Raw genomic sequence first — 22458 nt, 5'->3', positions numbered from 1 at the left:
TTCGGCGCGTCTTTGTGATTTGAGATGACGCATTCAAATCACAAAACACTTTGGCTCACTCCTCCACCAGCACCGAGGTCTCGGCGAAGCGGGTGACGTCGATCAGGCCCTTGTCCGAGATGCGCAGCTCCGGGATGACCACCAGCGCCAGCAGCGAGTGCTGCATGTAGGCGTTGTTGAGCGTGCAGCCGCAGTCGCGCATCGCCTCGACCAACCGGCTCGCCTTCCCGGCCACGATCTCGGCCCGCTCGTCAGACATCAGTCCGGCCACGGGCAGTTCGATCAAAGCGAGTTCGCGGCCCTCGCTGATCATCACGATGCCGCCGCCGACTTCCCCGAGCCGGTTGGCGGCCAGCGCCATGTCGCGCTTGTTGGTGCCCACGACGATCATGTGGTGGCTGTCATGCGCCACGGTGGACGCCATGGCGCAATCCCTGGTGTAGCCGAAGCCGGACACGAAGGCGTTGACCACCTCGCCGGTGGCGCGGTGACGCTCGACCAAAGCGATCTGGCAGACATCGTCGGCCCTGTTCATGCCGACGATGCCGTCCTCGACCGGCAGCTTCCTTTCCAGCGCCCTTGTGGGTGCCTGGTTCTCGACCACGCCGATCACCCGGGCCGTGACCTCGGATGCGCCGGGCGCTGCGATGTCGAAATCCTCAGCCTCCAGGTGCTTGCCGAGGCGCACCGTGTTGCAGGCACTGTCCGGATAGGCGTAGCGCGGGATCTCCGCCGTCAGGCCCCCATGCTCGGCCAGCAATTCTCCGCGGGCGAACACCATCTCGACAGGAAGCGCCGCCAGATCGGAGCTGATGATGAGATCGGCGCGGCGGCCGGGTGCGATCGAGCCGAGCTCGCGTTCGAGGCCGAAATGCTGGGCGGTGTTGAGCGTTGCCATCTGGATGGCGGTGACGGGCTTCAGCCCCTGCGCGATGGCATGGCGCACCACCCGGTTCATGTGGCCGTCATTGACGAGCGTGCCGGAATGGCTGTCATCGGTGCACAGGATGAAGTTGCGCGGATCGAGGCCGCGTTCGGTGATGGCCTTGACCTGGGCGGCGACGTCATACCAGGCCGAGCCGAGGCGCAGCATGGCGCGCATGCCCTGGCGCACCCGGGCGATGGCGTCGTCCACGGTGGTGCCCTCGTGATCGTCGGCCGGGCCGCCGGCCGCATAGGCATGAAAGGCGCGGCCGAGATCGGGGGAGGCATAGTGGCCACCGACCGTGAGGCGGGCCGCCTGCGTCGCGGCGATTTCCGCCAGCATCTTGGCATCGTTCGAGGCGACGCCCGGGAAATTCATCATCTCGCCGAGGCCGATGATGTTGGGCCAGGACAGGGCCTGCCTGACATCATCGGCGCTGAGCTCGGCACCGGCGCGTTCCAGCCCGGGGGCGCTCGGCACGCAGCTCGGCACCTGCACCAGGATGTTGATCGGCAGGCTCTGGGCCTCGTCGTTCATCAGCTTGACGCCGGGCAGGCCCAGCACATTGGCGATCTCGTGCGGATCGATGAACATCGTGGTGGTGCCATGCGGGATGACGGCGCGCGCGAACTCGGTCACCGTGACCAGGCCGCTTTCGACATGCATGTGGCCGTCGCACAGGCCCGGCACGAGATAGCGGCCGGTGGCGTCGACGACCTTGGTCTCAGGGCCGACGGTGTGGCTGGCGTCAGGCCCGACATAGGCAAAGCGTCCGGCCGAAATGGCGATGTCGGTTCCCGGTACGATCTCGCCGGAATAGACGTTCACCCAGCGCCCGTTGCGGATGACCAGATCGGCCGGTGTCCGGCCCATGGCGACGTCGACCAGCCGGGGCGCGATTTCAGACCAGGGCTTCAGCATGTCGTGCTGTCCTTTCAGTTCGGGGAAGAAACGGGGGGCGTGGTGACGTCCACCCCGCGCGGCTCATCAGGATTGCACCTGCAAGACCAGCATGGCCGCAAGCACCGCCACGAACCACATCACCGGCTTCACTTCGCCCGGCTTGCCGGCCAGAAGCTTGAGCAGCACATAGGCGATGACCGCGAGCGACAGGCCGAGCGTGATCGAGAAGGTGAGGGGGATCAGCACGATGGCGAGAAAGGCCGGGATGGCATCCTCCATGCTCGACCATTGGATGCGGCCCATCGGCTCGGACATGAACAGGCCGGTGAGGATCAGCACCGGCGCCGTGGCGATGGCCGGCACCAGCGAAAGCAGCGGCGACAGGAACAGGAAAGGCAGGAAGAGCAGGCCCGAGACCAGCGCGACCAGGCCCGTGCGCCCGCCCTGGGCGATGCCCGCACCCGATTCCAGATAGACCGTCGCCGGGCTGGTGCCAAGCGGCGCCGAGATCAGGGCGGCAACGGCATCGACATGCATCGACTGCTTGACGTTACGCGGCATGCCGTTCTCGTCCTTGAGATCGGCGGCTTCGGCGAGACCGAGAAATGTCGACAAGGCCTCGACGAAATTCGTGAACAGGAACACGAAGATGAAGGGTGCATAGGCAAATTGCAGGGCGCCGAAGAGATCGATCTTGCCGACGAAGCTGAAATCGGGGGCCGCGCTCAGGCCGCTCCAATTGACCAACGTGTGCAGGTCGGGCGTGCCGGCATTGAAGGCAGCGCCATCCCCCCACCAGCGCCCGATCGGGATGGCGAGAAGGGTGGTGAGGATCATGCCCGCCATCATGGCGCCGGGCACACGGCGCACCACCAGCGCCACCGTGACGATGAAGCCGGAGATGAAGGTGAGCGTCACGGGCGAGAAATGGGTGAGCCCGACGATGGTGTCGGCATTCGAGACGATGAACTTGGCGTTGACCAGGCCGATCAGCGCAATGAACAGGCCGATGCCGCAGGCAATGCCATAGCGAAGGTCTGTCGGTATCGCCTCGATCACCGCCGTGCGCAGGTCGAGGAGCGCCATGATGGTGAAGAGCACGCCGGCCCACAGCACGCAGCCGAGCGCGATCTCCAGCGGCACCTTGGCGCCGAGCACCATCGTATAGGTGAAGAGGGCATTGATGCCCATGCCGGGCGCCACCAGGATCGGGCTGCGGGCATAGAGCCCCATGGCGCAACTGCCGATGAAGCTGACCAGCACGGTGGCGGTGACGCCGGCCGAGAAGGGAATGCCGGCCGGCAACAGGATCGAGGGATTGACGACGATGACATAGGACGCGGCCAGGAACGTCGTCAGTCCGGCCAGGATCTCGGTGCGAACCGTCGATCCGAACCGGGATATGCCGAAATAGCGGTCGAGCGCAGCCGCGAGCCAGGATTGCCCCTGGCCTGCGTGTCTGGCTTCGATGTCGGTCTGATAGCCCATGTCTCCTCCCCAGGAATTATTGTCGTTCTTGCCGTCGTTACCAGATGCCGTTTGCGATCGGCGTTTTGTCATCCCCTTCCCCTCGCTTTGCTCGGCCGGGGATGACGATCTTATCAACCTGCTTGTTCGTGGAGCGGCTCTAAGCCGTGCGACGGCGCGTTATGCCGCCGCCTCGATTTTTTTGCCGGCCGCATCGGCCAGCGGCGAGATCACCTTCAAGTTGACGCAATCGACCATGCCGAGATCGGTGATTGCGTAGTCGGGAATCGCAGTGATCTGCAGCACGAACATGTACATGAACGGCCAGGGCAGGTCGCAACCGAGGCTCCGCACCGCGTTGTCGAGCCGCAATTCCTTCTCGGCCATCGCCTGAGGCTCGATATCCGCCACGATGCCGCCGATCGGCAGATGCAGGAATTCGAGCACCTTGCCATCGCGCACCACCACCTGGCCGCCCTGGTTGGCGATGAGATGGTTGATGGCAACGGCCATGTCTTCGGCATCGGTGCCGATGCAGATGATGTTGTTGTCATCCGGGGCAGTGGAACTGGCCATGGCGCCGGCCTTCAGGCCGAAGCCGGAGGTGAAGGCGACGGGGCGGTTGCGCGTCTTGCCGTAGCGTTCGACCACGGTGATGTACTGCACGTTCTGGCCGATATCGGCTTGTACGCGCCCGTCCTTCACCGGCAGCGTCACGTCGCGCCGCGTGCGCACGAAGATCTTCTCCGGCGTTACCGCGATCGCCAGGACGTCGGCACTGTCGCCGGCGCCGGTGACGGGCACGGCGATTTCTTCAGGTTTGATCGGCTCGAGCTTGATCGAGTGCAGCAGGGCCTCGCTGCGTGGGGGAGGCGCGAGATCGACGGCCATCCTGCCGTCGCGCGCCGCCAGGGTGCCCTTGGCGATCACGGCCTCGATCTTGAAGTCGCGCAGGTCGTTGACCAGCAGGATGTCGGCGGCACGGCCCGGCGAGATCGAGCCGACCTTGTCGTCGATCCTCAGGGCATCGGCGCCGTTGATCGTCGCCATCTGGATCGCCGCCATCGGCGAGATGCCCATGGCGATCGCCATGCGCACCATGTTGTCGAGATGGCCGCGCGCCAGGATGTCGCTGGCGACGACGTCGTCGGTGCAGAAGCTGATGCGGCGCAGGGCCTTCACGCCCATTTCGGTGACAATGCGCAGATTGTCGGAGAGGAAGTGCGAGATCGAGGATTCGCGCACCACCACATGCATGCCGGCGCGCAGCTTCTCCAGCATCTCCTCGGGCGTGTAGCTTTCATGGTCGGCGCGCACGCGGGCCTGCTGATAGGCGTCGAGCCGGGCACCGCGCGTCATCGGGCAGCAGCCGAGCAGGGGCAGGCGGCTGGCCTCGGCGATCTCGATCGCTTTGAGCACGTCGGCATCCTCTTCCTGGATGAATTCGCGCACCGTCTCCCAGATGCCGACGCATTCGGGCCAGTGGTGGGTGGCGAGGTGATCCTGCGGGCCGAAATAATGCCCGACGGTCGAGCGCGGCATGGTGTAGGGCGTCTTGCAGGGGGCACCCCAGAACACTTTCAGCGGCGTCTGGCGGGCCTCGTCGAGGAATTCGCGGGCTGCGGCCGGGCCGCCCACCACGATGATTTGGTCGAGGCCAGTGACGATCGAGGTGGTGCCGAGCGGCACGACGGCCTTGGCGAAGCTGGTGATCGAGAGCTTGGAGCATTCGACATGCAGATGCCCGTCGATCATGCCCGGGCAGAGATATTTGCCGCTGGCATCGATGATCTCGGTCTGCGGCCCAATATGGTCGGCGATATCGCCGACGGCGATGATGCGATCGCCGAGAATGGCGATGTCGGCCTTGTAGATCTCTTCCGACACCACATTGACCAGCCGGCCGCCGCGAACCGCCAAACTCGCCTTGGCACCATGGCCCGACGCGGCGCGAATGAACTCCCGTATATCCGTCACTGAAACCTCCCTGGATTGAAAGGGAGTATTCCGGCCGCCGATCGTTTACACAACTGGTCGAATTAGGCTATCCGATGAACTGATCGTCCAATTCTTTGAACGAAATTGGGGCCGGCATGGATCTTTCCATCATCGATTGCTTCGTGAAGGTGGCGGATGCCCGCTCGATTTCAGCGGCCGCGCGGCTGCACCGCCTCCCCAAATCCACGCTCAGCCATCGCATCCGCCAACTCGAGGACGAGTTCGGCGTCGAACTCTTCGTGCGCGAAGGCCATCACCTCCACGTGACCGATGCCGGCTCCGAATTGCTGCGCCACGCCCGGCGCATCCAGGCAAGCTGCGAGGATGCGGCGACGGCCATGGCCGAGATGCGCCACGAGGTCGCCGGCACGCTGCGCGTCGGTTCCACCGGCGAGTTCGGCACCACCATCACCTCCGAACTGCTGTTCGCCTTCCGCCAGAACTATCCGCAGGTGGTGCTCGACGTGATGTTCCTCACTTCGCGCCAGCCCTTCTCGGATGTCACCGAACTCGCCCTCGACGGTATCTTCCACTGGGGAGAGCCGTCCGAGATCGACTATGTCAGCCGCCGCCTGGCGACGGCCTCCTACGGGCTCTATGCCAGCCCTGATTATCTCGACCGCCACGGCCTGCCTGAAACGACCGACGATCTCGCCGGCCATCGCGGCCTGATCTTCCGCCAGCCCACCCGTCCGCAATCCTGGTATCTCGCCGATGCACAGGGCGCGGAGACCGACATCCTGCCGCCGGTGAGTTGCATGACCAACGACTACTGGACCCTCAAATATTTCGCGGTGGCCGGCGAAGGCATCGCCTATCTGCCCGGCTTCTTCGTCGAAACCGAATGCGAGCACGGCCTGCTCGCGCCCGTCCTGCCACACTGGCGTTCGCCGGAGACAGCGATCAACCTCATCTACTCCCGGCGCCGCCACGTCTCGCGCCGCTTCCGGGCCTTCGCCGATTTCTGCGCCGATTTCTATCGCGATCGGGAGAAGGGGCGAGTGCCGCGCTATTATGTCGAGCGGGTCGGCTGACGGCGGGCGATATCCTCGTGGTAGGCGCTAGAGGCGCATAAGCAGAGAAAGCGGTGTCCCGCAACCATACCAAGAACTTCTCTTTCGCCAACGTATGCAGAGCCTCTCCGTTCGACGAGGCAGGCGCCGTCGCCGGCGCCCAAAGACTGCCTCGGCTGTTGCGTCCCATGCCCTCACAGTTTGAAGGCGGCGCCGATGCGAACCTCATCCGTCCTGATGTCGACCATATGGCTCGGCCCTCTGTGCGGAGTGACTTCTCCATAGGGGGTGTAGCGGTATTCCACTCTGACGAGCAGATGATTGGTAAGTGCGTAGTCCACCCCGGCTCCCGCCGTCCAACGCGTGAAACGATGGTTGAACTTCCGCTGCTCGAAGGGGGTCTCGACGGTATGACTGAATTTGGCTCCGGCAACGCCTCCGGTAATGTAGGGAAGAAATCGACCGAAAGCGAAACCGAGCCGACCCCGAACCGACCAAGCATGATCCAGGGCGGACGCGACCTGGAAGTCTGGGTAGGGTGTGCCATGGGCATCCCTCAGGACCCCGCGGGAGTTGATTTTCGATAGGAGAACGTCGCCTTCCCCACCCAGGACGATCCTTCCAAGCTGCCAGTTATAGCCGGCGAAAATCCACGGGACGGTGGTCGACGTGTTCAACTGAACCCGTGACGATATTGCCGTGAGCGGATAATAGCTGGACCGTTCCCAGGCGAAGCCGGCCTGGGCGCCGGCGTAGGGGCCACTCCAATCAAAGGGCGGGAGTTTCGCCCAAGGAAGAGCTTGCTCGCCCCATCCAGACGGGGCTCCAAGTTTCCAGGCGATGCCGACCCGGATCTCGTCGGTGGCGATTGAGGTTTGCGCCGGGCGATCGGCGGAACCATCGGGCATCGTTCGGAATACGTATTTCTTGCCAAAATCGGTATGGCGATACTCGGTGCGAAGGATCAGGTTCTCGGATAGCCCGTATTCGATGCCTGCGCCGATGGTCCATCCGACATGCGACTGGTGGTCGTTGCGGGCTGCCTGCCCGCCATACAGGGCGGTCGGGAAATTGGCGTCGGCGAACGTCACTCCGCCGGCTATATAGGGCAGGAGGTTGCCGATCGCGTATCCCAGCCGCCCCCGAACGGAAACGCTCCAATCGATCTGCGAGCCGACGGACATGGCATTGAGCGGTACGACGAAGCGATCCCCGCGAATCCATGTCTTTGCGAAGTCAGCCTCCATGCCGGCCACCAATGGGCCCGACTGAAAATTATATCCCGCATAGACCCCGGCCAAACCGCCGGCCATGTCGATTGGTTGAGCCGGTCGCCTTCGGGTGGCGGGGCCCAGGCTGTAATGAGCACGCGCCCATCCGCCGCCGGTTTGCGCCCCGAAATAGGCCCCGGACCAAGAATAGGATGGCGAATGGGACAGGGAGAGACCAGTTGATTCTTGCGCCTGTCCGTCTATGGGGATGGCTAGAAGTCCTGTTGCCGCCAATAATACTTGATAGGCTATCTTTGATCGAGAATGTTTGGCATCACGATTCGGGCGCATGAAACTCTCCAGCCGCGCATTGCCGGAGAATTATGGCATCGCGCACTGCTAAACACAAAGTCTATTATTCAAAAGCGGCCGAAAACCATAGCAGTTTCAAGGTTACATTCCATTCGGCTTAGTCAGAGCGGCCTTTTAAACTGTTTATAAAACAAGCAACGTTCAAGCGGTTGCTGGCACCAGATCGCTTCAGGTTTCGTTGCCGACCTTCTCGCCTGGGTTCTTCATGTTGCCAACCAGAACGCGCGTGCCGGTCTGGTCGAGGTGGCTTCAGCGGAATGGTCATGGCTCCTTTCCTGATGTTGGCACATCTCGCGCCGTTTCTGCGCCGATTTCTATCGAGATCAGGAAAAGGGTAGATCCCGCGCTATTATGTCCAGCGCGTCGGCTGAATGGACGGCGATCAACTCTTTGAAAAAACCGGGAAAATGCTGTAAGAGCCTGCGGCGCTCAGCGGCCCGACGCCCTTAGGATGGGTGCCGCGAGTGTGAAAGAGCAACGAAAGCAGCATGTTGGAACGAGACTTTTCCATCGCCCCGATGATGGACTGGACGGATCGTCATTGCCGGTTCTTCCATCGCATCCTCTCGGCGAAGGCCTTGCTTTACACCGAGATGGTGACCACCGGTGCCGTGATCCATGGCGACCGGCAGCGTCTGCTCGGCTTTTCCGGCGAGGAACATCCCATCGCCGTGCAGCTCGGCGGCTCCAATCCGAATGACCTGGCCACCTCGGCCCGCATCTGCGCCGATTTCGGCTATGACGAGATCAATCTCAATGTCGGCTGCCCGTCCGATCGCGTGCAGGAGGGGCGGTTCGGCGCCTGCCTGATGGCGGAGCCGGAACTCGTCGGCGAGTGCGTGGCCGCGATGAAGGCCGCGGTCGATCTGCCCGTCACCGTCAAGTGCCGCATCGGCATCGACGAGCAGGATCCCGAGGTCGCACTCGATCGCATCACCGCGACCGTCCGGGCTGCAGGCGTCGATGCCCTTATCGTGCACGCGCGCAAGGCCTGGCTGAAGGGGCTGAGCCCCAAGGAAAACCGCGACGTGCCGCCGCTCGACTACGGCCGTGTCTATCGGCTGAAGGAAGCCAATCGCGATCTCTCCATCTCCATCAATGGCGGCATCAAGGCCGTCGAGGAGTGGAGCACGCATCGCGCCCGTCTCGACGGCGTGATGGTGGGGCGCGAGGCTTATCAGAATCCCGAGATCCTGCTCGCCGTCGATCCCACGCTGTTTGGTGTGGCCGCGCCTGTCGCCGACGGCTTCGAGGCCATCGAGGCGATGGCGCCCTATATCGAGGGGCAGTTGGCTGAGGGCGTGCGGCTGAGCTCGATCACCCGCCACATGATCGGTCTCTTCCCGGGGCGGCCGGGCGCGCGGCTCTATCGGCGCCACCTCGCCACCGAGGCGGTCAAGCCGGGAGCTGGGCTCCAGGTGCTGTTCGAGGCGGCCGCGCATGTCCGCCGCGCGATCGAGGCCAAGGCCGCCTGATCGGGCCGCCGACCCGCTGCTCCCGTCAAAGTGAATCGCCTCGTCTCGCCGCGGCGCTATGCTGTGTCATCGGGGACGCTGTTGCGTCGCGGGGGCGCGGAGTTTGCATCATGACGAAACCCTATCGGCTTGCCGGCTTGCTGGTGCTCGCCTTCATCCTTCCGGCCCAGGCGCAGGAGGCCCCTCGCAAGATCTTCCGCGGCACGATCGAGTCGCTGGATGGCAAGGGGCTCAGCCTCAAGACCTCGGACGGCCAGAGCATTTCGATCCATCTTGCGCCTGACTGGAAGGCCCGGCTGGTGGCGCCCATCAGCGTCGAGGCCATCCATGCCGGCAGCTTCATCGGCACGGCGCAGATCCCCCAGGCAGACGGTTCGGGCAAATCGCTGGAGGTCCATGTCTTTCCGCCCGGCGTCAAGAGCGGCGAGGGCGAGCGCGACTGGGATTCCAAGCCGGGCGCGCGCATGACCAATGGCACGGTTGGCGGCGAGGTCGTCTCGACCGCGGCGGGGCGGGAGGTCATGCTCAGCTTTCCCGGTGGCAGCCGCAAGATCGTGATCCCGCCCGAGGTCCCCGTCGTGCAGTTCAATGCGGCCGAGCGCACGATCATCAAGCCGGGGATCGCGGTTTTCGTCGTGGCCCAGCCCGACGGCAAGGACTGGCGGACAAACAGCGTCGCTACGGGCCAGAACGGCGCCGCGCCGCCGATGTGACGGGCCTGAACCCAACGCAGTTCATTGAGGCAGCAAACGCTTCGATTTGTCATAGCCGGGCTTGGCCCGGCTATCCAGAAGCCACATGCGCAATTGGTCCGGCAGATGCTTAGGTGAAACGCATCGGCCTTAAACGTCGATGACCATGCCATCCTCGGCAAGGTCGAACAAGGTGCGGTCGACCTTGTCATGATGGGCCAGCATGGTCGGGCCCATATGGGTGAGCACGACGCGTTTGGCGTTGAAGTCGCCACGGTGGGCAAGCAGGCGATTATAGTTGAGGTGAGGCGGGGTTTCCTCGATGGCGAAGCATTCGAGGAAGAGCAGGTCCGCGCCGTTGGCGATCTCAGGCAGGACTTCGGTCCATTCGGTGTCGCCGGAATGCACGAAGATCTTGCCGCCGCCTTCCAACCGCACCGCGGTGGCCGGCGCGCCGCAGGGATGCACCACCTCGACGGTACGGATCGTGAAGCCCTGGGCTTCGCGTTGCGTCCCCGGCGCCATTTCCTCCACGCTCCAGGCAAAGCTCCAGGGCGTCTCCATGGTCGCCCCGGCAAACAGGGCTTCGATGGTGGTGGATAGACGTTCGATCGTACCGGGAGGACCGATGATGCGCAGTGAACGGGTGCGCTTGCGGACCCATTGCGCATCGAGCAGCAGGAAAGGAATGCCGCCGAAATGATCGCCATGCAGATGAGTCAGCATGATCAAATCGATCTGGTCGGGGTCGATGTTGATGGCGCTGAGCGCCGTCATCGTCGTCGCGCCGCAATCCAGCAGGCAGACGGTGCGGCCCTCCTGCGGGTCCTCGATTTCGACCAGGCTGGCGGTATTGAACCGTCCACCTGACCCGAATGCATCGCCGCAGCCGATCACCGTCACACGCATGACAGGATCCCCTGCTGCCGGGGCATCGAGAACTGGGGGGAGCGAAGAAGTATCTGCCTCATGCCGAAGTCTGTTCTATTTCGATCGGAAACCTCGCAGATCGGCGAGGCTTCAACCGGGTGATGCATGTCAAGTCATCCACCGGTATGAACCGAAAAGTCCCGATACTTCAACTCAAAGAAAGCAGCCAAAACCGGCGAGAATGGGCCAGGAGAGGCCAGCCCACGAAATGCCGAAACTGTCTGTGCGAAAACGCACAAAGCGGGCGTTTGAGACCCTGCAGTTCGATCAGGGGAGTCTGCCTGGCTCAGAACTTGCGTGCGGTCGGTTCGACCACGATGCGGAAGGGGCCGAGATCGGTGTTGCTGCGCGCATCGACATGGCCCTTGACGGAGGAGCCGAAGCCGCTCTGCTGGCCGAGGCCGCTTCGTTTCCCGAAGCCGTAATCGGCCCTGAACTCACCGCCGACCCTGATGCACATGCCGGTATCGGCCGAATAGACGAACCCTTCGCCATACTGACTGCAGCGGGGATCCGTTTTCTCGCCGGCAAAGCCGGGTGCCGTGAAGGCAAACACGGCAATGGCGGCGCTGATCGTCCTGAACATGAATAGGCTCCTAAAGCGTTTTGCGATTTGGCGGTATCACCGACATTCGCAAAGACGCGTCGAAACAAAAATTAGAGCACAGCAGGCATTTTTACCGAAACATACCCGACTCTAGCATCGACTCAGGCCTAGCGCCCGATCGTGACCACTTCGCGGCAAAGCTTTTGCGGGTGGAACACGAGATGTAACGGTTTGTTACATTTCGTCGTCGTCCCGCCCCATCTGTATCATCAAGCGCAGCTCACGCCTTGTCGGTGACACCAGCCTGAGCGAAGGTCGCCATGCCGGTATGGCAGGCAAGAGCTGCTTTGATGAGAGACACCGCCAGGGCAGCGCCGGATGCTTCCCCGAGTCGCATGCCCAGATCAAGCAGGGGCTCCTTGCCGAGACGAACCAGTACATCGGCATGGGCTCCCTCGGCGGAGACATGCCCGGCGATGCAGTGGTCCAGCAAGGCGGGATCCATGGCATGGAGGATGGCCGCGGCGGCGCAGACGACATAGCCGTCCAGCACTACCGGCACGCGCTGGCTGCGGGCCGCCAGGATGGCGCCGGCCATCGCCGCGACTTCGCGGCCACCGAGACGCCGCAGCACTTCGAGCGGGTCCTTGAGATGGTCGCGGTGAAACTCGACCGCGGCGGAGACAGCCGCGATCTTGCGGGCCAGGCCGGCATCGTCGATGCCCGTGCCGCGGCCGACCCAATGGGCTGCCTCCTCGCCGTAGAGAGCATGGTAGATGGCGGCGGCGATGGTGGTGTTGCCGATGCCCATCTCACCCAGAACCAGCAGGTCGATGCCGCCGGAAACCGCCTCCATGCCGAAAGCCATGGTGGCCGCGCAGGCTTTTTCGTCGAGGGCGGCTTCGCAAGTGATGTCGCCGGTGGGGATATCCAAGGCGAGATCGAATACTTTGAGGCCGATGTCGAATGTCGAGCAGATCTGATTGATCGCGGCGCCCCCGGCGGCGAAATTCTCCAGCATCTGGCGCGTGACTTCCTGCGGATAGGGCGAAACGCCGCGGGCGACCACGCCGTGATTGCCCGCAAAGATCGCCACCAGGGGCCGCGAGACCGTGGGAGAGGGCGTGGCCTGCACGGCGGCGAGCCATTCGACGATGGTCTCCAGCCGCCCGAGGCTGCCCGGCGGCTTGGTCAATTGGCTATCGCGCTGCTTCACCCCTGCCAAGGCGTTGTCGTCGAGGGCGGGCATGTTGCGGGCAAGCTCGCGGATGTCGTCGAAGGGCAGGGCGGTGCCGGCAAAAGCCATTGGGATGTTCCAGCGCAGGAGAAATGATTTGCCGCGCTTATAGACCGATGACTGCGAGGCGGAAAGGTCGTGTGACGACGGTTGATGCCCCGGCGTCGACACGGGAGGCCGTGCAGGGAAAAGCGGCAGGGGCGTCGCCCCGTTGATTTGATGTGTGCCAGCATGGCATGCAGGTCATCGCCATGATGTACTCACCGCTTCTCGCCAGCGTTCCGCAGGCTCTGCGCTTCTGGTCGCGCCTTCCGGTGCCCGTCCTGTCCTTCGAAGTCGATCCGCATGGTCGGCCTGATATGGAGCGGCTGGCGCCGGTCACGCCGTTGGCAGGCGCCGTGCTCGGCCTGGCTGCCGCCATCGTGCTGGCCATCGCCCATCTTGCCGGCTTGCCCGCAACGGTTGCCGCCATCTTCGCGGTCGCCGCCCTGGCCGTGATGACCGGCGCCATGCATGAGGACGGACTTGCCGATGTCGCGGATGGATTCGGCGGTGGCGGCACGCTGGAGCGCAAGCTCGAAATCATGCGTGATTCGCGCATCGGCGCCTATGGAGCGACGGCCCTGATGCTGGCCCTCGCCGCCCGGGTGTCGTTGCTCGCCTCCTTGCTGACGGCGACGGGCAGCGTCTGGCGCGCGGGCCTGATCTTGGCCGCTGCCGTCGGTGTTTCCCGTATCGTGGGGCTTTTGCCGCTGGTTTTGCTGGGCGCGGCGCGCCAGGACGGCGCCGGTGCCTCGGTGGGCCGTTTGACCAGCCATGCCTGGCGCTCCGGAGCCGTCCCTGCCATGGTCGTGGCGGCTCTCCTGGCCTGGGCCGGAACCGGCCATTTCATGTCGGTTCTTGCGCCTTTGGTAGGGCTTGCGGCAGCCTATGCTGTCACCTGGCTGGCGGAGCGGCAGATCGGCGGACAGACCGGCGACGTTTGCGGCGCCGCCGTGATGCTTGCCGAAGTGGCGGTTCTGGCAGGTGCTCTGGCGCCGCTGGGCTGGTATGCCTAGATTACTCGATATCGCGCTATCCGGATTGTGAACGCCATGCAGATCACCTCCACGCCATGCATCGCCATTTGCCGCATCGAGGCGGCGAGCGGCTTTTGCATCGGTTGCGGACGCTCCGGCCTGGAAATCGGCCGCTGGGTAGAGATGAGCGAGGAAGACCGCTTGGCGCTGATGGCGAGATTGCCGGAGCGTTTCGCGCAAACGCCGGCCTTGCAGGCCGCCCGCGATGCTTTCGACGCTGCGATGGCGGCGCGCAGGCGGACCGGGCGGCGCAACCGCGCATGAATGCCACATTTGAAGGGCTGAACTCTTTTGTGCTTCGAGGTGCCGCTGCGATTGCTGGTGATTCCGCCAAATCGCCAGACATTTCGGGGTATCGTCGAGGAGACGGCATGACGCGGATCGGCACTTTCATCTTGGCTGTCGCCCTCGTCGCCTTTGCCGGCAGCACTGTCTCGGCCAGGGAGTGGAAATCGATCCGCATCGCCACCGAAGGCGAATATCCACCCTTCAACCAGCTCGATGCCAAGGATCAGCCCATCGGTTTCGATGTCGATATCGCCAAGGCGCTCTGCCAGAAGATGGGAGCGACCTGCAGTTTCGAAGTTCTCGATTGGGACGCCCTGATTCCGTCCTTGAACGCGGGCAAGGTCGACGCCATCGTCTCGTCCATGGCGATCACGCCGGAGCGCCGGCGACAGGTCGCTTTCACCAATCGCTATTATGACCGGCCCACCAGTTTCGTGGCCCGCAAGGATAGCAAGATCGCCGCCTGGGACGCTGCGGGATTGAAGGACAAGGTGGTCGGTGTGATGGCCAACACGGCGCAGGCCGCCTTCCTGCAGGCGGAGATCCAGGCGGGAGGCGCCCGGATCAAGCTTTATGGCAGCCAGGCCGAGGCCAATGCCGATCTGGTGACCGGGCGGCTCGATGCGGTGCTTGCCGACAAGCTGGTGCTGGCCGGCTGGCTGGCCAAGCCCGAAAGCCTCTGTTGCGAGCTCAAGGCCGACGTCGACGTGGCCGATTATCCCAGCTTCTTCGGCGAGGGCGAGGGCATTGCCTTGCGCAAGAGCGATGGGGATCTCGTCGAAAAATTCAACAAGGCGATTGCCGATATCGTCGCCGATGGTACCTACAAGACAATCAACGACAAATATTTCCCCTTCTCGATCTATTGAACCTGGCAGCTGTTGGAAGCGCTGGGATAAAGGAGTTCTGCGATGAAAGTGGCGTTTCTCGGCCTTGGCGTGATGGGCTTTCCAATGGCGGGCCATCTGGCCATACGCGGCGGTCATCAGGTCACCGTCTATAATCGCACGCCCGCCAAGGCACAGGCCTGGGTGGAAAAATACGGCAACGCTTCCGCGCCGACGCCGGCCGAAGCGGCTGCGGACGCCGACATCGTCTTTGCCTGCGTGGGCAATGACGATGACCTGCGCTCGGTGACGACGGGTCCGCAAGGCGCCTTTTCCGGCATGAAGAAGGGGGCGGTTTTCGTCGACCACACCACCGCCTCGGCCGAGGTCGCGCGCGAATTGTACGAAGCGGCCGGCAAGCTCGGCCTCGGCTTCATCGATGCCCCGGTTTCGGGCGGGCAGGCCGGCGCGGAAAACGGTGCGCTTGGCGTGATGTGCGGCGGCGATGCCGATGTCTATGCCCGGGCTGAGCCGGTGATCGCCCACTATGCCAAGGCTTGCCAGCTCATGGGGCCCTCGGGCGCCGGTCAATTGACCAAGATGGTCAATCAGATCTGCATCGCCGGGCTGGTACAGGGCCTCTCCGAGGGCGTCCATTTCGCCAACAAGGCCGGGCTCGACATCGAAAAGGTGATCGGTGTGATTTCGAAGGGGGCCGCGCAATCCTGGCAGATGGAAAACCGCTGGAAGCCGATGCAGGAAGGCAAGTTCGATTTCGGCTTCGCGGTCGACTGGATGCGCAAGGATCTGGGCATCTGCCTGGATACCGCACGGGCGAATGGCGCCCAATTGCCGGTGACGGCACTGGTCGACCAGTTCTATGCGGAGGTCCAGGCCATGGGCGGCCGGCGTTGGGATACCTGCAGCCTCGTCGCCCGGCTCGAAAAGCCGCGCAGCTGAATCAGGCGATGATGGGAAAGCCGCATTCATGAAGACCCTCGAGGATATGGGCTCACCGCCAGGTTTCGACGGCGAGCCGGACTACAATGCCGAGACCGACGAGGAGGAAGGCAAGCTCTATGAAAGCCTGATGCTGGCGACGTCATCCGGTCTCGACGAGGCCGTGGCAGCCCTCACGGCCTTCCTCGAACGCCATCTCGGTGCCACGCTGGAAACCACGTCCGAGGACGTTGCCGGTGTGCGCAGCTGGGTGGGGCGATGCACGAATGCAGGCCAGTCAGCGGATGCTCAGCTAACGGATTTCGGGGACTATCGCGGCGGTTATCTGCGCCTGGTGTCCGATCTGGATGGCCTGCAATCCTGAGGGGCAGGGGCCGACCCTGACAAGGTGGCTCTCACTGCAGCCGGTCGAGGAAATGCCCGCCGAGGATTGTTCGCCCGGCAGCATTTTGATAAAGCCGTGCCGCTCATCCATTGCAATGACAGCCAGGAGCCGGACATGAAGGGCCTCAAATCGTCGGACCACTAGGCCGCAACGACATATCGATGTTGTTGCGGCGTTCTGTCCGATCCCGTCCGGTTTCGCGCTGAAAGGCAGACCGCCGCCGAATGTTTTCATTTGAGCGGATGTTTTGTCATGCCTGCCAAAAACCCCGTCTGGGGCTATTCCTTGCCGTCGGCCCTGCTGCTGATGGCACCTTTCGATATCCTCGCCTCCCTGGCCATGGATATCTATCTGCCCATCGTGCCCATCATGCCGGTGACGCTGGCAACCAGCGCATCGGTGATCCAGCTGACCCTCAGCCTCTATATGGTGATGCTGGGCGTGGGGCAGATCGTCTTCGGACCGCTGTCCGACCGCATCGGCCGCCGGCCGGTTCTGATCGGAGGCGCCGCTGTGTTCCTCTTCGCTTCTTTGGGACTTGCGGCCAGTTCGAACGCCACCGCCTTCGTGGCCCTGCGCTTCCTGCAGGCGGCCGGCGCCTCCGCCGCCCTAGTGGCAACCTTCGCCACGGTGCGGGACGTCTACGCCGAACGCCCTGAGGGTGCGGTCATCTACAGCCTGTTCAGCGCCATGCTTGCCTTCGTGCCGGCCCTGGGGCCGATTGCCGGAGCGCTCATTGCCGATCATTTCGGCTGGCGGGCGATCTTCGTCACGCTCGGACTGCTGATGGCGGCTGCCTTCGTCCATGCGGCATGGCGCTGGCCCGAGACCCGGCGAGCAGCGGTGGAGGGCGCCCGGCGCCCCGCCACCTCGGTTCTCGGCAGCTATGCATTCTGGACCTATACGACAGGCTTCGGCACGGCTATGGGAAGCTTCTTCGTCTTCTTCTCCACCGCGCCCCGCGTGCTGATCGACAGGGCCGGCTATTCGCCGCTGGCTTTCAGCCTTGCCTTCGCTACGGCAGCCTTGGCGATGATGGCCGCAACGCGCTTCGTGCCTGGCCGTGTCGAGCGCTGGGGGCGTCTGGGTTGTCTCAAGCTGGCGATGGTGACGATCCTGGCTGGCGCCGGCTTGCTCGCTGCGGGCGAGATCATGGAGGCGCCGTCCTGGTGGAGCTTCCTCGCGCCGATGTGGGTGATCGCCGTTGGCATCGTCCTCGCCGGCGGTGTTGCCGCCAATGGCGCGCTCGAAGGCTTCGATGACATCGCCGGTGCTGCGGTCGCGCTCTATTTCTGTGTGCAGAGCCTGCTGGTCAGCATCGGCGGTACCTTGGCAGTATTGATCCTGCCGGGGGATACCGCCTGGCCGCTGGCCGCCTATGCCGCCGGCATGGCGGGCCTGGTTCTCCTGCTTGCCGGAGCAAAGCGCGAGAGGCTCTTGGAGGCCGGCGTCTGAAATTCATCTGCGGGCTGAAGCATTTTGCTCCAGCCCGTCTTGTTCCCGTCACAAAGGCTCTCTATATAGTCACTCAAGGGTGATTCGGCGGACGCGTCGGGTGCCCGATTGAAAGGCAGTCCTACCACGGATGTACTGGGGGATGGGTCGATCAAAATGAATAGGCTGGTGCTTCGCCTTCGGGTTTGATCCTGGTCTTTGTCGCAAGGCAACCCCGTCAGCAATGGCGGGGTTTCGTTTTTCTGGCGCCTGTTTTTCTGGCGCTCCTGGCTCAGCGCGCCGAGCGCTCACTCTTTGCGAATGAGGAAGAACCAGGCGAGATAGCCGCCAACCGCGAGGGCGATCAGCAGCATCACCGTCTGCTTGGTATCGGCGCTCAGGGCCGCGTCGCGCTGTGCCTGGGCATAGCGACTCGCCATTTCGGGATTGCTACCGACATAGATGGCGGCGATGCCGAGTATCGCGGCCAGTACCAGCCAGATCCAGCGTGAACGAAACAAATCAGATCCTCAACTTCAACTTGGTTGCATTCTCGGCCGGAATGCCGGCGATTTCACGTTAAGAAAGCGCAACTCTAGAGCAAAGCGCGTTCATGACTGAACGTTTTTTGCTCGAGTTCCTCGGGTCCCTTGTCCCGACGCGCCTTTGCGCTTCCGCCAAATCGCAAAACGCGTTGTCAGCGCCCCTGAAACTGTGGAGCCCGCTTCGCCAGGAAGGCCGCAACGCCTTCGGCAAAATCGTGCGAAGCGCCGGCTTTGCGCTGCAGGGCTGCTTCCAAGGCCAGTTGAGTATCGAGATCATTACCGGCGCTGGCCAGGATCGCCTCGCGGATCATGCGAAAAGCGAGGGCCGGGCCTTGGGCAAGCTTGGCGGCGAAACCGGCGACGTCATCGCGGAAACTCGCATCCTCGAAGAGCTTGTAGACCAGGCCCATGCGCAGGGCCTCCTCCGCCGGCACCGGTTCGGCCGTCAGCATGAGGGCGAGAGCCCGCTTGGGGCCAATCAGGCGCGGCAGCAGCCAGGTGCCGCCGGCATCGGGGATCAGGGCGATCTTGGCAAACGCTTCCTGCAAGGTGGCGGAGCGCGCCGCCAATACGATGTCACAGGCGAGCGCGATATTCATGGAGGCGCCGACGGCCGGCCCGTTGAGCGCCGCGATGGTCGGCTTGGGCGACGTGACGATCTGCTTGATCAGGGGATTGTAGTCCCGCTCCAGGGCAGGGCCGAGATCGATGCCGCCCTTGTCGTCGCGCGGCAGGTCCTCGGTGAGGTCCTGGCCCGAAGAGAAGGCGCGCCCCTCGCCGGTGAGTACGACCACCTTGACGCCGTCATCGGCGATTGCCGCCGAGAGGGCCGCGCGGAGTTCGGCGTGAAGGCTTGCCGTAAAGGCATTGAGCTTTGTGGGCCGGTTCAGCGTCAGGGTGCGTACCGAACCCACAGTCTCCACCACCAACTCGCTCATGCCGTACTCCCTGCTCAGGCACCCTTATCCAAAGCAGCCTCGATCGCACGCCGGCGCCGCATCTCGCGTCCGGCGGCATAAAGGCCGCTGAGGATGATCAATATCATGCCGGCGCCCGTCCACGCATCGGGCAAATCGCCGAACACCACAAGTCCGGCCAGTACGGAGAGCGCGATGGCCGAATAGCGGAACGGGCTGACGGCCGAGACGTCCGTACCGCGATAGGCAGCGATCACCAGGGCATGACCGCCGACCAGGCTCAGGCCGCCCAGCATCAGCAGCGAAAGGTCGGCAAGGGCGAGCGGCTGCCAGGCGGACACTGCCGAGCCTGTGAAGCCGGCAAGGGAGACGATGGTGGTGGTGCCAAGCGTCACCAGCAGGGTCGGCACGCTGGAGCCGATACGATGGGTGACCAGGTCGCGCAGCGCGGCCAGTACGGCACAAGCCAGGGTTGCCAGCACATAGAGGTTGAGACCCTCCGTGCTCGGACGGGCGACCAGGATCACGCCGGCGAAACAGACGAACACGGCGGCCCACCGCCTGGCATCGACTTTCTCCTTGAGCAACAGGGCTGAAAAGGCGAGCAGCAAGATCGGCGCGATCTGCCCGATGGCGGTGGCGATGCCGAGCGGCACATGGCTGAGGCCGAGAATGGAGGCGAAGGCAACGACGCTCTCCATGCCGCCGCGAGCCGCGACCCGCCATTGCCAGATCAGGCGGAAATGGCGCTGAAGGCCGTTCGCCAGGATGAGGGCGAGTACGAAAAGCGTCGCGAAGACGCCGCGGATGGCGATCACTTCGCTGACCGGCATGCGGGCCGTGGCGAGCTTGGCGACGGAATCGTTCACCACGAAGCAGGCCATGGCGCCGATCATCAGCACGATGCCTCGCTGATTGGCCCGCTGACGGCCGAGATCGGCCTCGGTGAACGCTACCGTGGTCATCAGGCGATGGCTTCCTGTGTTCGTCTCGATTTGACGAAGAGCAAAGCAAGCCCGCTCGCCACGATCATCACCATGCCGGTGACGGCGAGCCCGTTCGGTACTTCGCCCCAGACCAGGAAGCCGCCGATCACCGCCCAAACGGTGAAGCTGTAATAGTAGGGCGCCACGATCCCGGCCGGCGCACGGCGGTAGCTGAGGAAGATTGCCATCTGGCCGAGCGTGACGATGAAGCCCGACGCGGCCATGGTCAGCCACTGGTCGAGCGAGGGCGGCATCCAGCTCTCATGGATCAGGGTGGCGCAGCCGGTGGCGAGCGTCAGCACGACGGTCGTGGTGGTGAGGACGACGAAAGTGGGAATGGTGGACGGCGTGCCACGGGTGAGCAGGTCCCGCGTCGCCACCATCATCGCAGTCAGAAAAGCATAGAGCGCTGCGGGCGACAGGCCCGAGCCACCGGGCTGTGCCACCAAGAGGGCGCCAAGGAAGCCGGTGCAGACCAGGACGAGGCGGATCGCATTAATCCGCTCGCGGAAGATGACTGCAATGGCGACGATGACCAGCAGCGGTGCGGTCTGGCCGATGGCGATCGCATCGGCGATCGGCATGGCGGACAGCGCGGCCATGTAGAAGAAGGTGGCCGTCGCCTCGAGCAGGGCGCGCAGCACGGCGCGCCAATGCAACGCGCCACCGAGCTGGCGCACCTGTCCGGTCGCGATCAGCAGGAGGCTGCAGGACAACAGCCCGAAGAAACCGCGCATGAACAGGACCTGGAACGGTTGCAGGCCCTGCGCCGTGAGCTTCATCAGACTGTCGCTGACGACGAACAACCCTGTCGCGAGAACCATCGCGACGATTCCGGACCAGTGCGATTGTGCGGGTGGCATGGAGACGCAATCAAAAGATCGCCGCCGGCAGGCAGCGGGCAATCAGGAGGGTAAGAGAATAATACTTACCTATACTTTGTCCGACGATTTGGCAAAGACAAACCGAGACAATCTCAAGAAAAGCGCCCGAGGTTGAACATGCCGAGGTCAAGGCGGCTGCGGCCCGCGGTGGCGAGTTCGGCGAGGGCTTCGCCGATGGCGCTGGCGAATTTGTAGCCATGGCCCGAGCAGGGCGATGCGACGATGACCTGCTCATGGCCGGGCAGGGTATCGATGACGAAATGCTCGTCAGGCGTCATCGTGTACATGCAGGCCTTGAGGCCGAGCAGGTCGCCATTGGCGCCCGGAATGTGCTTGGCGAGGCAGGCGCGTAGCTGCTCGCGATGCCGGGGCGAGGGCTCCCGGGTGGGGGTATCGGGATCATAGGCCTCTCCGCCATAATGCGGCGAGCCGAGCTTGAAGCCCGGATGCTGCCAGAGCGGAAAGCCATAGAAATGGCCTTCGTCGGCTTCGAGCGTGAAAACCGGGAAATGGGCGAGATCGAATAGGGAGGGCCGGGCAGGGGCGAACCAGCCGAGCGTCTGCAGCACTACCTCGGTGGAAGGCTTGAGCGCGGGCACGAGATCCCCGATCCAGGCGCCGGGCGAAAGAATGAGCTTGCCTGCCTCGTAGCTGCCCTGATCGGTCGTCACGCGCACACCACCCCCTGCCGTCGGCTCCCAGTCGATCAAGGCCTCGCAGCCGTGAATCTCGGCGCCGTGATGCAAGGCGAGTGCCGTATGGGCGAGGATGGCCCGCTCGGAAGCCACGAAGCCCGATTGAGGTTGGTAGAGGCCGATATGATTGCGATCGAGGGTGAAGGGATAGCGTGCCTCGATGGCATCGCGGTCGAGCAATTCGTGCTCCAGGCCGTGGGCCTGGCTGGCTTCGAGCGCCTTCTCGACGATGCCGCTGCCCTCATGGGCGATGTCGAGCGCGCCGACCTCGAAGAAGAGCGGCTCGCCGGTGAGCTTGCCGGTCTCGATCCACAGTTCCCGCGCACGCTGCACCAGCGGCACATAGGCTGCGCCCTCAAAATAGGCGAGGCGCAGAATGCGCGTCAACCCGTGCGAGGAACCCATCGCATGGCCGATTTCGAATTTCTCGAGGCCGAGCACACGCACGCCCCGCTTGGCGAGCTGATAGCAGGCGGCCGATCCCATGCCGCCGACACCGACGACGATCACATCAAAGGTCTTGGACATTATGGGGGCCAAGTGGAAGGCAAACCGGCCGAGTCTTCAACCCCTGGAGCAAAGCGCGTTTAGACGAAAACACTCTGGGAGCGCTATTCGCCTGGGACCGCCAGCATCCTGCCGGCTCTCCCTTCTTGCGGGGGTAACGTTTTCCAGGAGCCAGCAGGAT

At 63.7% G+C, this 22458-nt stretch carries 21 protein-coding genes; 9 read left to right on the top strand and 12 right to left on the bottom strand.

The genetic code is table 11. The features are described 5' to 3' along the window. Nucleotides 1-55 precede the first annotated feature (55 nt). From ade to ACR9ZN_RS15175, 3 genes are all read right to left on the bottom strand, one after another. Nucleotides 56-1846: an adenine deaminase gene (ade, locus tag ACR9ZN_RS15185; RefSeq protein ID WP_481272574.1), complete on the bottom strand. Its 1791-nt coding sequence runs from the start codon at nt 1844-1846 to the stop codon at nt 56-58. Between the two features lie 66 nt (nt 1847-1912). Further along, nucleotides 1913-3316 (bottom strand): NCS2 family permease, encoded by a 1404-nt coding sequence (locus tag ACR9ZN_RS15180; RefSeq protein WP_434957224.1) that lies wholly within the window; start codon nt 3314-3316, stop codon nt 1913-1915. Between the two features lie 159 nt (nt 3317-3475). After that, nucleotides 3476-5272 carry an adenine deaminase gene (locus ACR9ZN_RS15175; protein WP_454814755.1) on the bottom strand — a complete coding sequence of 599 codons (1797 nt, stop codon included), beginning with the start codon at nt 5270-5272 and terminating at the stop codon, nt 3476-3478. Between the two features lie 116 nt (nt 5273-5388). Between ACR9ZN_RS15175 and ACR9ZN_RS15170 the strand changes: the two genes are divergently transcribed. Then, the gene (locus ACR9ZN_RS15170; RefSeq protein ID WP_481272573.1) at nt 5389-6327 is read left to right on the top strand and encodes a LysR family transcriptional regulator; all 939 of its coding nucleotides are present in this window, start codon (nt 5389-5391) and stop codon (nt 6325-6327) included. A gap of 173 nt (nt 6328-6500) precedes the next feature. Here the strand turns inward: ACR9ZN_RS15170 and ACR9ZN_RS15165 are convergent, their stop codons facing one another. Continuing rightward, on the bottom strand, nt 6501-7868 hold the full coding sequence (locus ACR9ZN_RS15165) for an outer membrane protein (protein ID WP_481272572.1): 1368 nt from the start codon (nt 7866-7868) through the stop codon (nt 6501-6503). A 509-nt stretch (nt 7869-8377) separates the two neighbouring features. Between ACR9ZN_RS15165 and dusA the strand changes: the two genes are divergently transcribed. Both dusA and ACR9ZN_RS15155 read left to right on the top strand, forming a co-directional pair. Then, nucleotides 8378-9364, top strand: coding sequence for a tRNA dihydrouridine(20/20a) synthase DusA (dusA, locus tag ACR9ZN_RS15160; protein WP_481272571.1), 987 nt, complete (start codon nt 8378-8380; stop codon nt 9362-9364). Nucleotides 9365-9474: 110 nt separating this feature from the next. Next, nucleotides 9475-10077 (top strand): hypothetical protein, encoded by a 603-nt coding sequence (locus tag ACR9ZN_RS15155; protein WP_454814747.1) that lies wholly within the window; start codon nt 9475-9477, stop codon nt 10075-10077. A 129-nt stretch (nt 10078-10206) separates the two neighbouring features. Here ACR9ZN_RS15155 and ACR9ZN_RS15150 read toward each other — a convergent pair whose 3' ends face one another. The 3 genes from ACR9ZN_RS15150 to cobT form a co-directional block, all read right to left on the bottom strand. After that, nucleotides 10207-10965 (bottom strand): MBL fold metallo-hydrolase, encoded by a 759-nt coding sequence (locus ACR9ZN_RS15150; RefSeq protein WP_481272570.1) that lies wholly within the window; start codon nt 10963-10965, stop codon nt 10207-10209. 307 nt (nt 10966-11272) lie between these two features. Beyond that, nucleotides 11273-11572 (bottom strand): porin, encoded by a 300-nt coding sequence (locus ACR9ZN_RS15145; protein WP_481272569.1) that lies wholly within the window; start codon nt 11570-11572, stop codon nt 11273-11275. Between the two features lie 241 nt (nt 11573-11813). Then, nucleotides 11814-12839 carry a nicotinate-nucleotide--dimethylbenzimidazole phosphoribosyltransferase gene (cobT, locus tag ACR9ZN_RS15140; protein WP_481272568.1) on the bottom strand — a complete coding sequence of 342 codons (1026 nt, stop codon included), beginning with the start codon at nt 12837-12839 and terminating at the stop codon, nt 11814-11816. A gap of 167 nt (nt 12840-13006) precedes the next feature. On the opposite strand from cobT, the gene cobS reads away from it, so the two are divergent. The 6 genes from cobS (at nt 13007) to cml (ending at nt 17764) form a co-directional block, all read left to right on the top strand. Next, the gene (gene cobS / locus ACR9ZN_RS15135; RefSeq protein ID WP_481272567.1) at nt 13007-13828 is read left to right on the top strand and encodes an adenosylcobinamide-GDP ribazoletransferase; all 822 of its coding nucleotides are present in this window, start codon (nt 13007-13009) and stop codon (nt 13826-13828) included. 36 nt (nt 13829-13864) lie between these two features. Beyond that, nucleotides 13865-14113: a DUF1289 domain-containing protein gene (locus tag ACR9ZN_RS15130; protein ID WP_441771956.1), complete on the top strand. Its 249-nt coding sequence runs from the start codon at nt 13865-13867 to the stop codon at nt 14111-14113. A gap of 107 nt (nt 14114-14220) precedes the next feature. Further along, complete coding sequence (locus ACR9ZN_RS15125) at nt 14221-15006, top strand: transporter substrate-binding domain-containing protein (RefSeq protein ID WP_481272566.1); 786 nt, start codon at nt 14221-14223, stop codon at nt 15004-15006. Nucleotides 15007-15048: 42 nt separating this feature from the next. Next, entirely contained in the window at nt 15049-15924 is an 876-nt protein-coding gene (locus ACR9ZN_RS15120) for an NAD(P)-dependent oxidoreductase (RefSeq protein ID WP_481272565.1), read from the top strand. Between the two features lie 28 nt (nt 15925-15952). After that, nucleotides 15953-16288: a hypothetical protein gene (locus tag ACR9ZN_RS15115; protein WP_481272564.1), complete on the top strand. Its 336-nt coding sequence runs from the start codon at nt 15953-15955 to the stop codon at nt 16286-16288. A gap of 273 nt (nt 16289-16561) precedes the next feature. Next, nucleotides 16562-17764, top strand: coding sequence for a CmlA/FloR family chloramphenicol efflux MFS transporter (gene cml / locus ACR9ZN_RS15110; protein WP_481272563.1), 1203 nt, complete (start codon nt 16562-16564; stop codon nt 17762-17764). Nucleotides 17765-18051: 287 nt separating this feature from the next. Here cml and ACR9ZN_RS15105 read toward each other — a convergent pair whose 3' ends face one another. From ACR9ZN_RS15105 to solA, 5 genes are all read right to left on the bottom strand, one after another. Continuing rightward, nucleotides 18052-18264 (bottom strand): hypothetical protein, encoded by a 213-nt coding sequence (locus ACR9ZN_RS15105; RefSeq protein WP_149254465.1) that lies wholly within the window; start codon nt 18262-18264, stop codon nt 18052-18054. 176 nt (nt 18265-18440) lie between these two features. Beyond that, the gene (locus ACR9ZN_RS15100) at nt 18441-19226 is read right to left on the bottom strand and encodes an enoyl-CoA hydratase-related protein (protein ID WP_454814731.1); all 786 of its coding nucleotides are present in this window, start codon (nt 19224-19226) and stop codon (nt 18441-18443) included. Between the two features lie 14 nt (nt 19227-19240). Further along, nucleotides 19241-20170, bottom strand: a complete 930-nt coding sequence (locus ACR9ZN_RS15095) for a DMT family transporter (RefSeq protein WP_454814729.1) — start codon at nt 20168-20170, stop codon at nt 19241-19243. Further along, on the bottom strand, nt 20170-21054 hold the full coding sequence (locus ACR9ZN_RS15090) for a DMT family transporter (RefSeq protein WP_454814727.1): 885 nt from the start codon (nt 21052-21054) through the stop codon (nt 20170-20172). The genes ACR9ZN_RS15095 and ACR9ZN_RS15090 overlap by 1 nt, the downstream gene beginning before the upstream one ends. Nucleotides 21055-21167: 113 nt before the next feature. Beyond that, entirely contained in the window at nt 21168-22298 is a 1131-nt protein-coding gene (gene solA / locus ACR9ZN_RS15085; RefSeq protein WP_454814725.1) for an N-methyl-L-tryptophan oxidase, read from the bottom strand. Nucleotides 22299-22458: the final 160 nt, after the last annotated feature.

The organism is Labrys sp. HAY1-8F (genome assembly GCF_056754975.1).
Note: the sequence above shows the minus strand (reverse complement) of the source record. Positions and strands in the feature narration are given on the sequence as shown.

Excerpts from the sequence above, each read along its gene's own strand:
- ade (WP_481272574.1), bottom strand. The coding sequence starts at position 1,846 with ATGCTGAAGCCCTGGTCTGAAATCGCGCCCCGGCTGGTCGACGTCGCC.
- ACR9ZN_RS15180 (WP_434957224.1), bottom strand. The coding sequence starts at position 3,316 with ATGGGCTATCAGACCGACATCGAAGCCAGACACGCAGGCCAGGGGCAA.
- ACR9ZN_RS15170 (WP_481272573.1), top strand. The coding sequence starts at position 5,389 with ATGGATCTTTCCATCATCGATTGCTTCGTGAAGGTGGCGGATGCCCGC.
- ACR9ZN_RS15165 (WP_481272572.1), bottom strand. The coding sequence starts at position 7,868 with ATGCGCCCGAATCGTGATGCCAAACATTCTCGATCAAAGATAGCCTAT.
- dusA (WP_481272571.1), top strand. The coding sequence starts at position 8,378 with ATGTTGGAACGAGACTTTTCCATCGCCCCGATGATGGACTGGACGGAT.
- ACR9ZN_RS15155 (WP_454814747.1), top strand. The coding sequence starts at position 9,475 with ATGACGAAACCCTATCGGCTTGCCGGCTTGCTGGTGCTCGCCTTCATC.
- ACR9ZN_RS15150 (WP_481272570.1), bottom strand. The coding sequence starts at position 10,965 with ATGCGTGTGACGGTGATCGGCTGCGGCGATGCATTCGGGTCAGGTGGA.
- ACR9ZN_RS15145 (WP_481272569.1), bottom strand. The coding sequence starts at position 11,572 with ATGTTCAGGACGATCAGCGCCGCCATTGCCGTGTTTGCCTTCACGGCA.
- cobT (WP_481272568.1), bottom strand. The coding sequence starts at position 12,839 with ATGGCTTTTGCCGGCACCGCCCTGCCCTTCGACGACATCCGCGAGCTT.
- cobS (WP_481272567.1), top strand. The coding sequence starts at position 13,007 with ATGCAGGTCATCGCCATGATGTACTCACCGCTTCTCGCCAGCGTTCCG.
- ACR9ZN_RS15130 (WP_441771956.1), top strand. The coding sequence starts at position 13,865 with ATGCAGATCACCTCCACGCCATGCATCGCCATTTGCCGCATCGAGGCG.
- ACR9ZN_RS15125 (WP_481272566.1), top strand. The coding sequence starts at position 14,221 with ATGACGCGGATCGGCACTTTCATCTTGGCTGTCGCCCTCGTCGCCTTT.
- ACR9ZN_RS15120 (WP_481272565.1), top strand. The coding sequence starts at position 15,049 with ATGAAAGTGGCGTTTCTCGGCCTTGGCGTGATGGGCTTTCCAATGGCG.
- ACR9ZN_RS15115 (WP_481272564.1), top strand. The coding sequence starts at position 15,953 with ATGAAGACCCTCGAGGATATGGGCTCACCGCCAGGTTTCGACGGCGAG.
- cml (WP_481272563.1), top strand. The coding sequence starts at position 16,562 with ATGCCTGCCAAAAACCCCGTCTGGGGCTATTCCTTGCCGTCGGCCCTG.
- ACR9ZN_RS15100 (WP_454814731.1), bottom strand. The coding sequence starts at position 19,226 with ATGAGCGAGTTGGTGGTGGAGACTGTGGGTTCGGTACGCACCCTGACG.
- ACR9ZN_RS15095 (WP_454814729.1), bottom strand. The coding sequence starts at position 20,170 with ATGACCACGGTAGCGTTCACCGAGGCCGATCTCGGCCGTCAGCGGGCC.
- ACR9ZN_RS15090 (WP_454814727.1), bottom strand. The coding sequence starts at position 21,054 with ATGCCACCCGCACAATCGCACTGGTCCGGAATCGTCGCGATGGTTCTC.
- solA (WP_454814725.1), bottom strand. The coding sequence starts at position 22,298 with ATGTCCAAGACCTTTGATGTGATCGTCGTCGGTGTCGGCGGCATGGGA.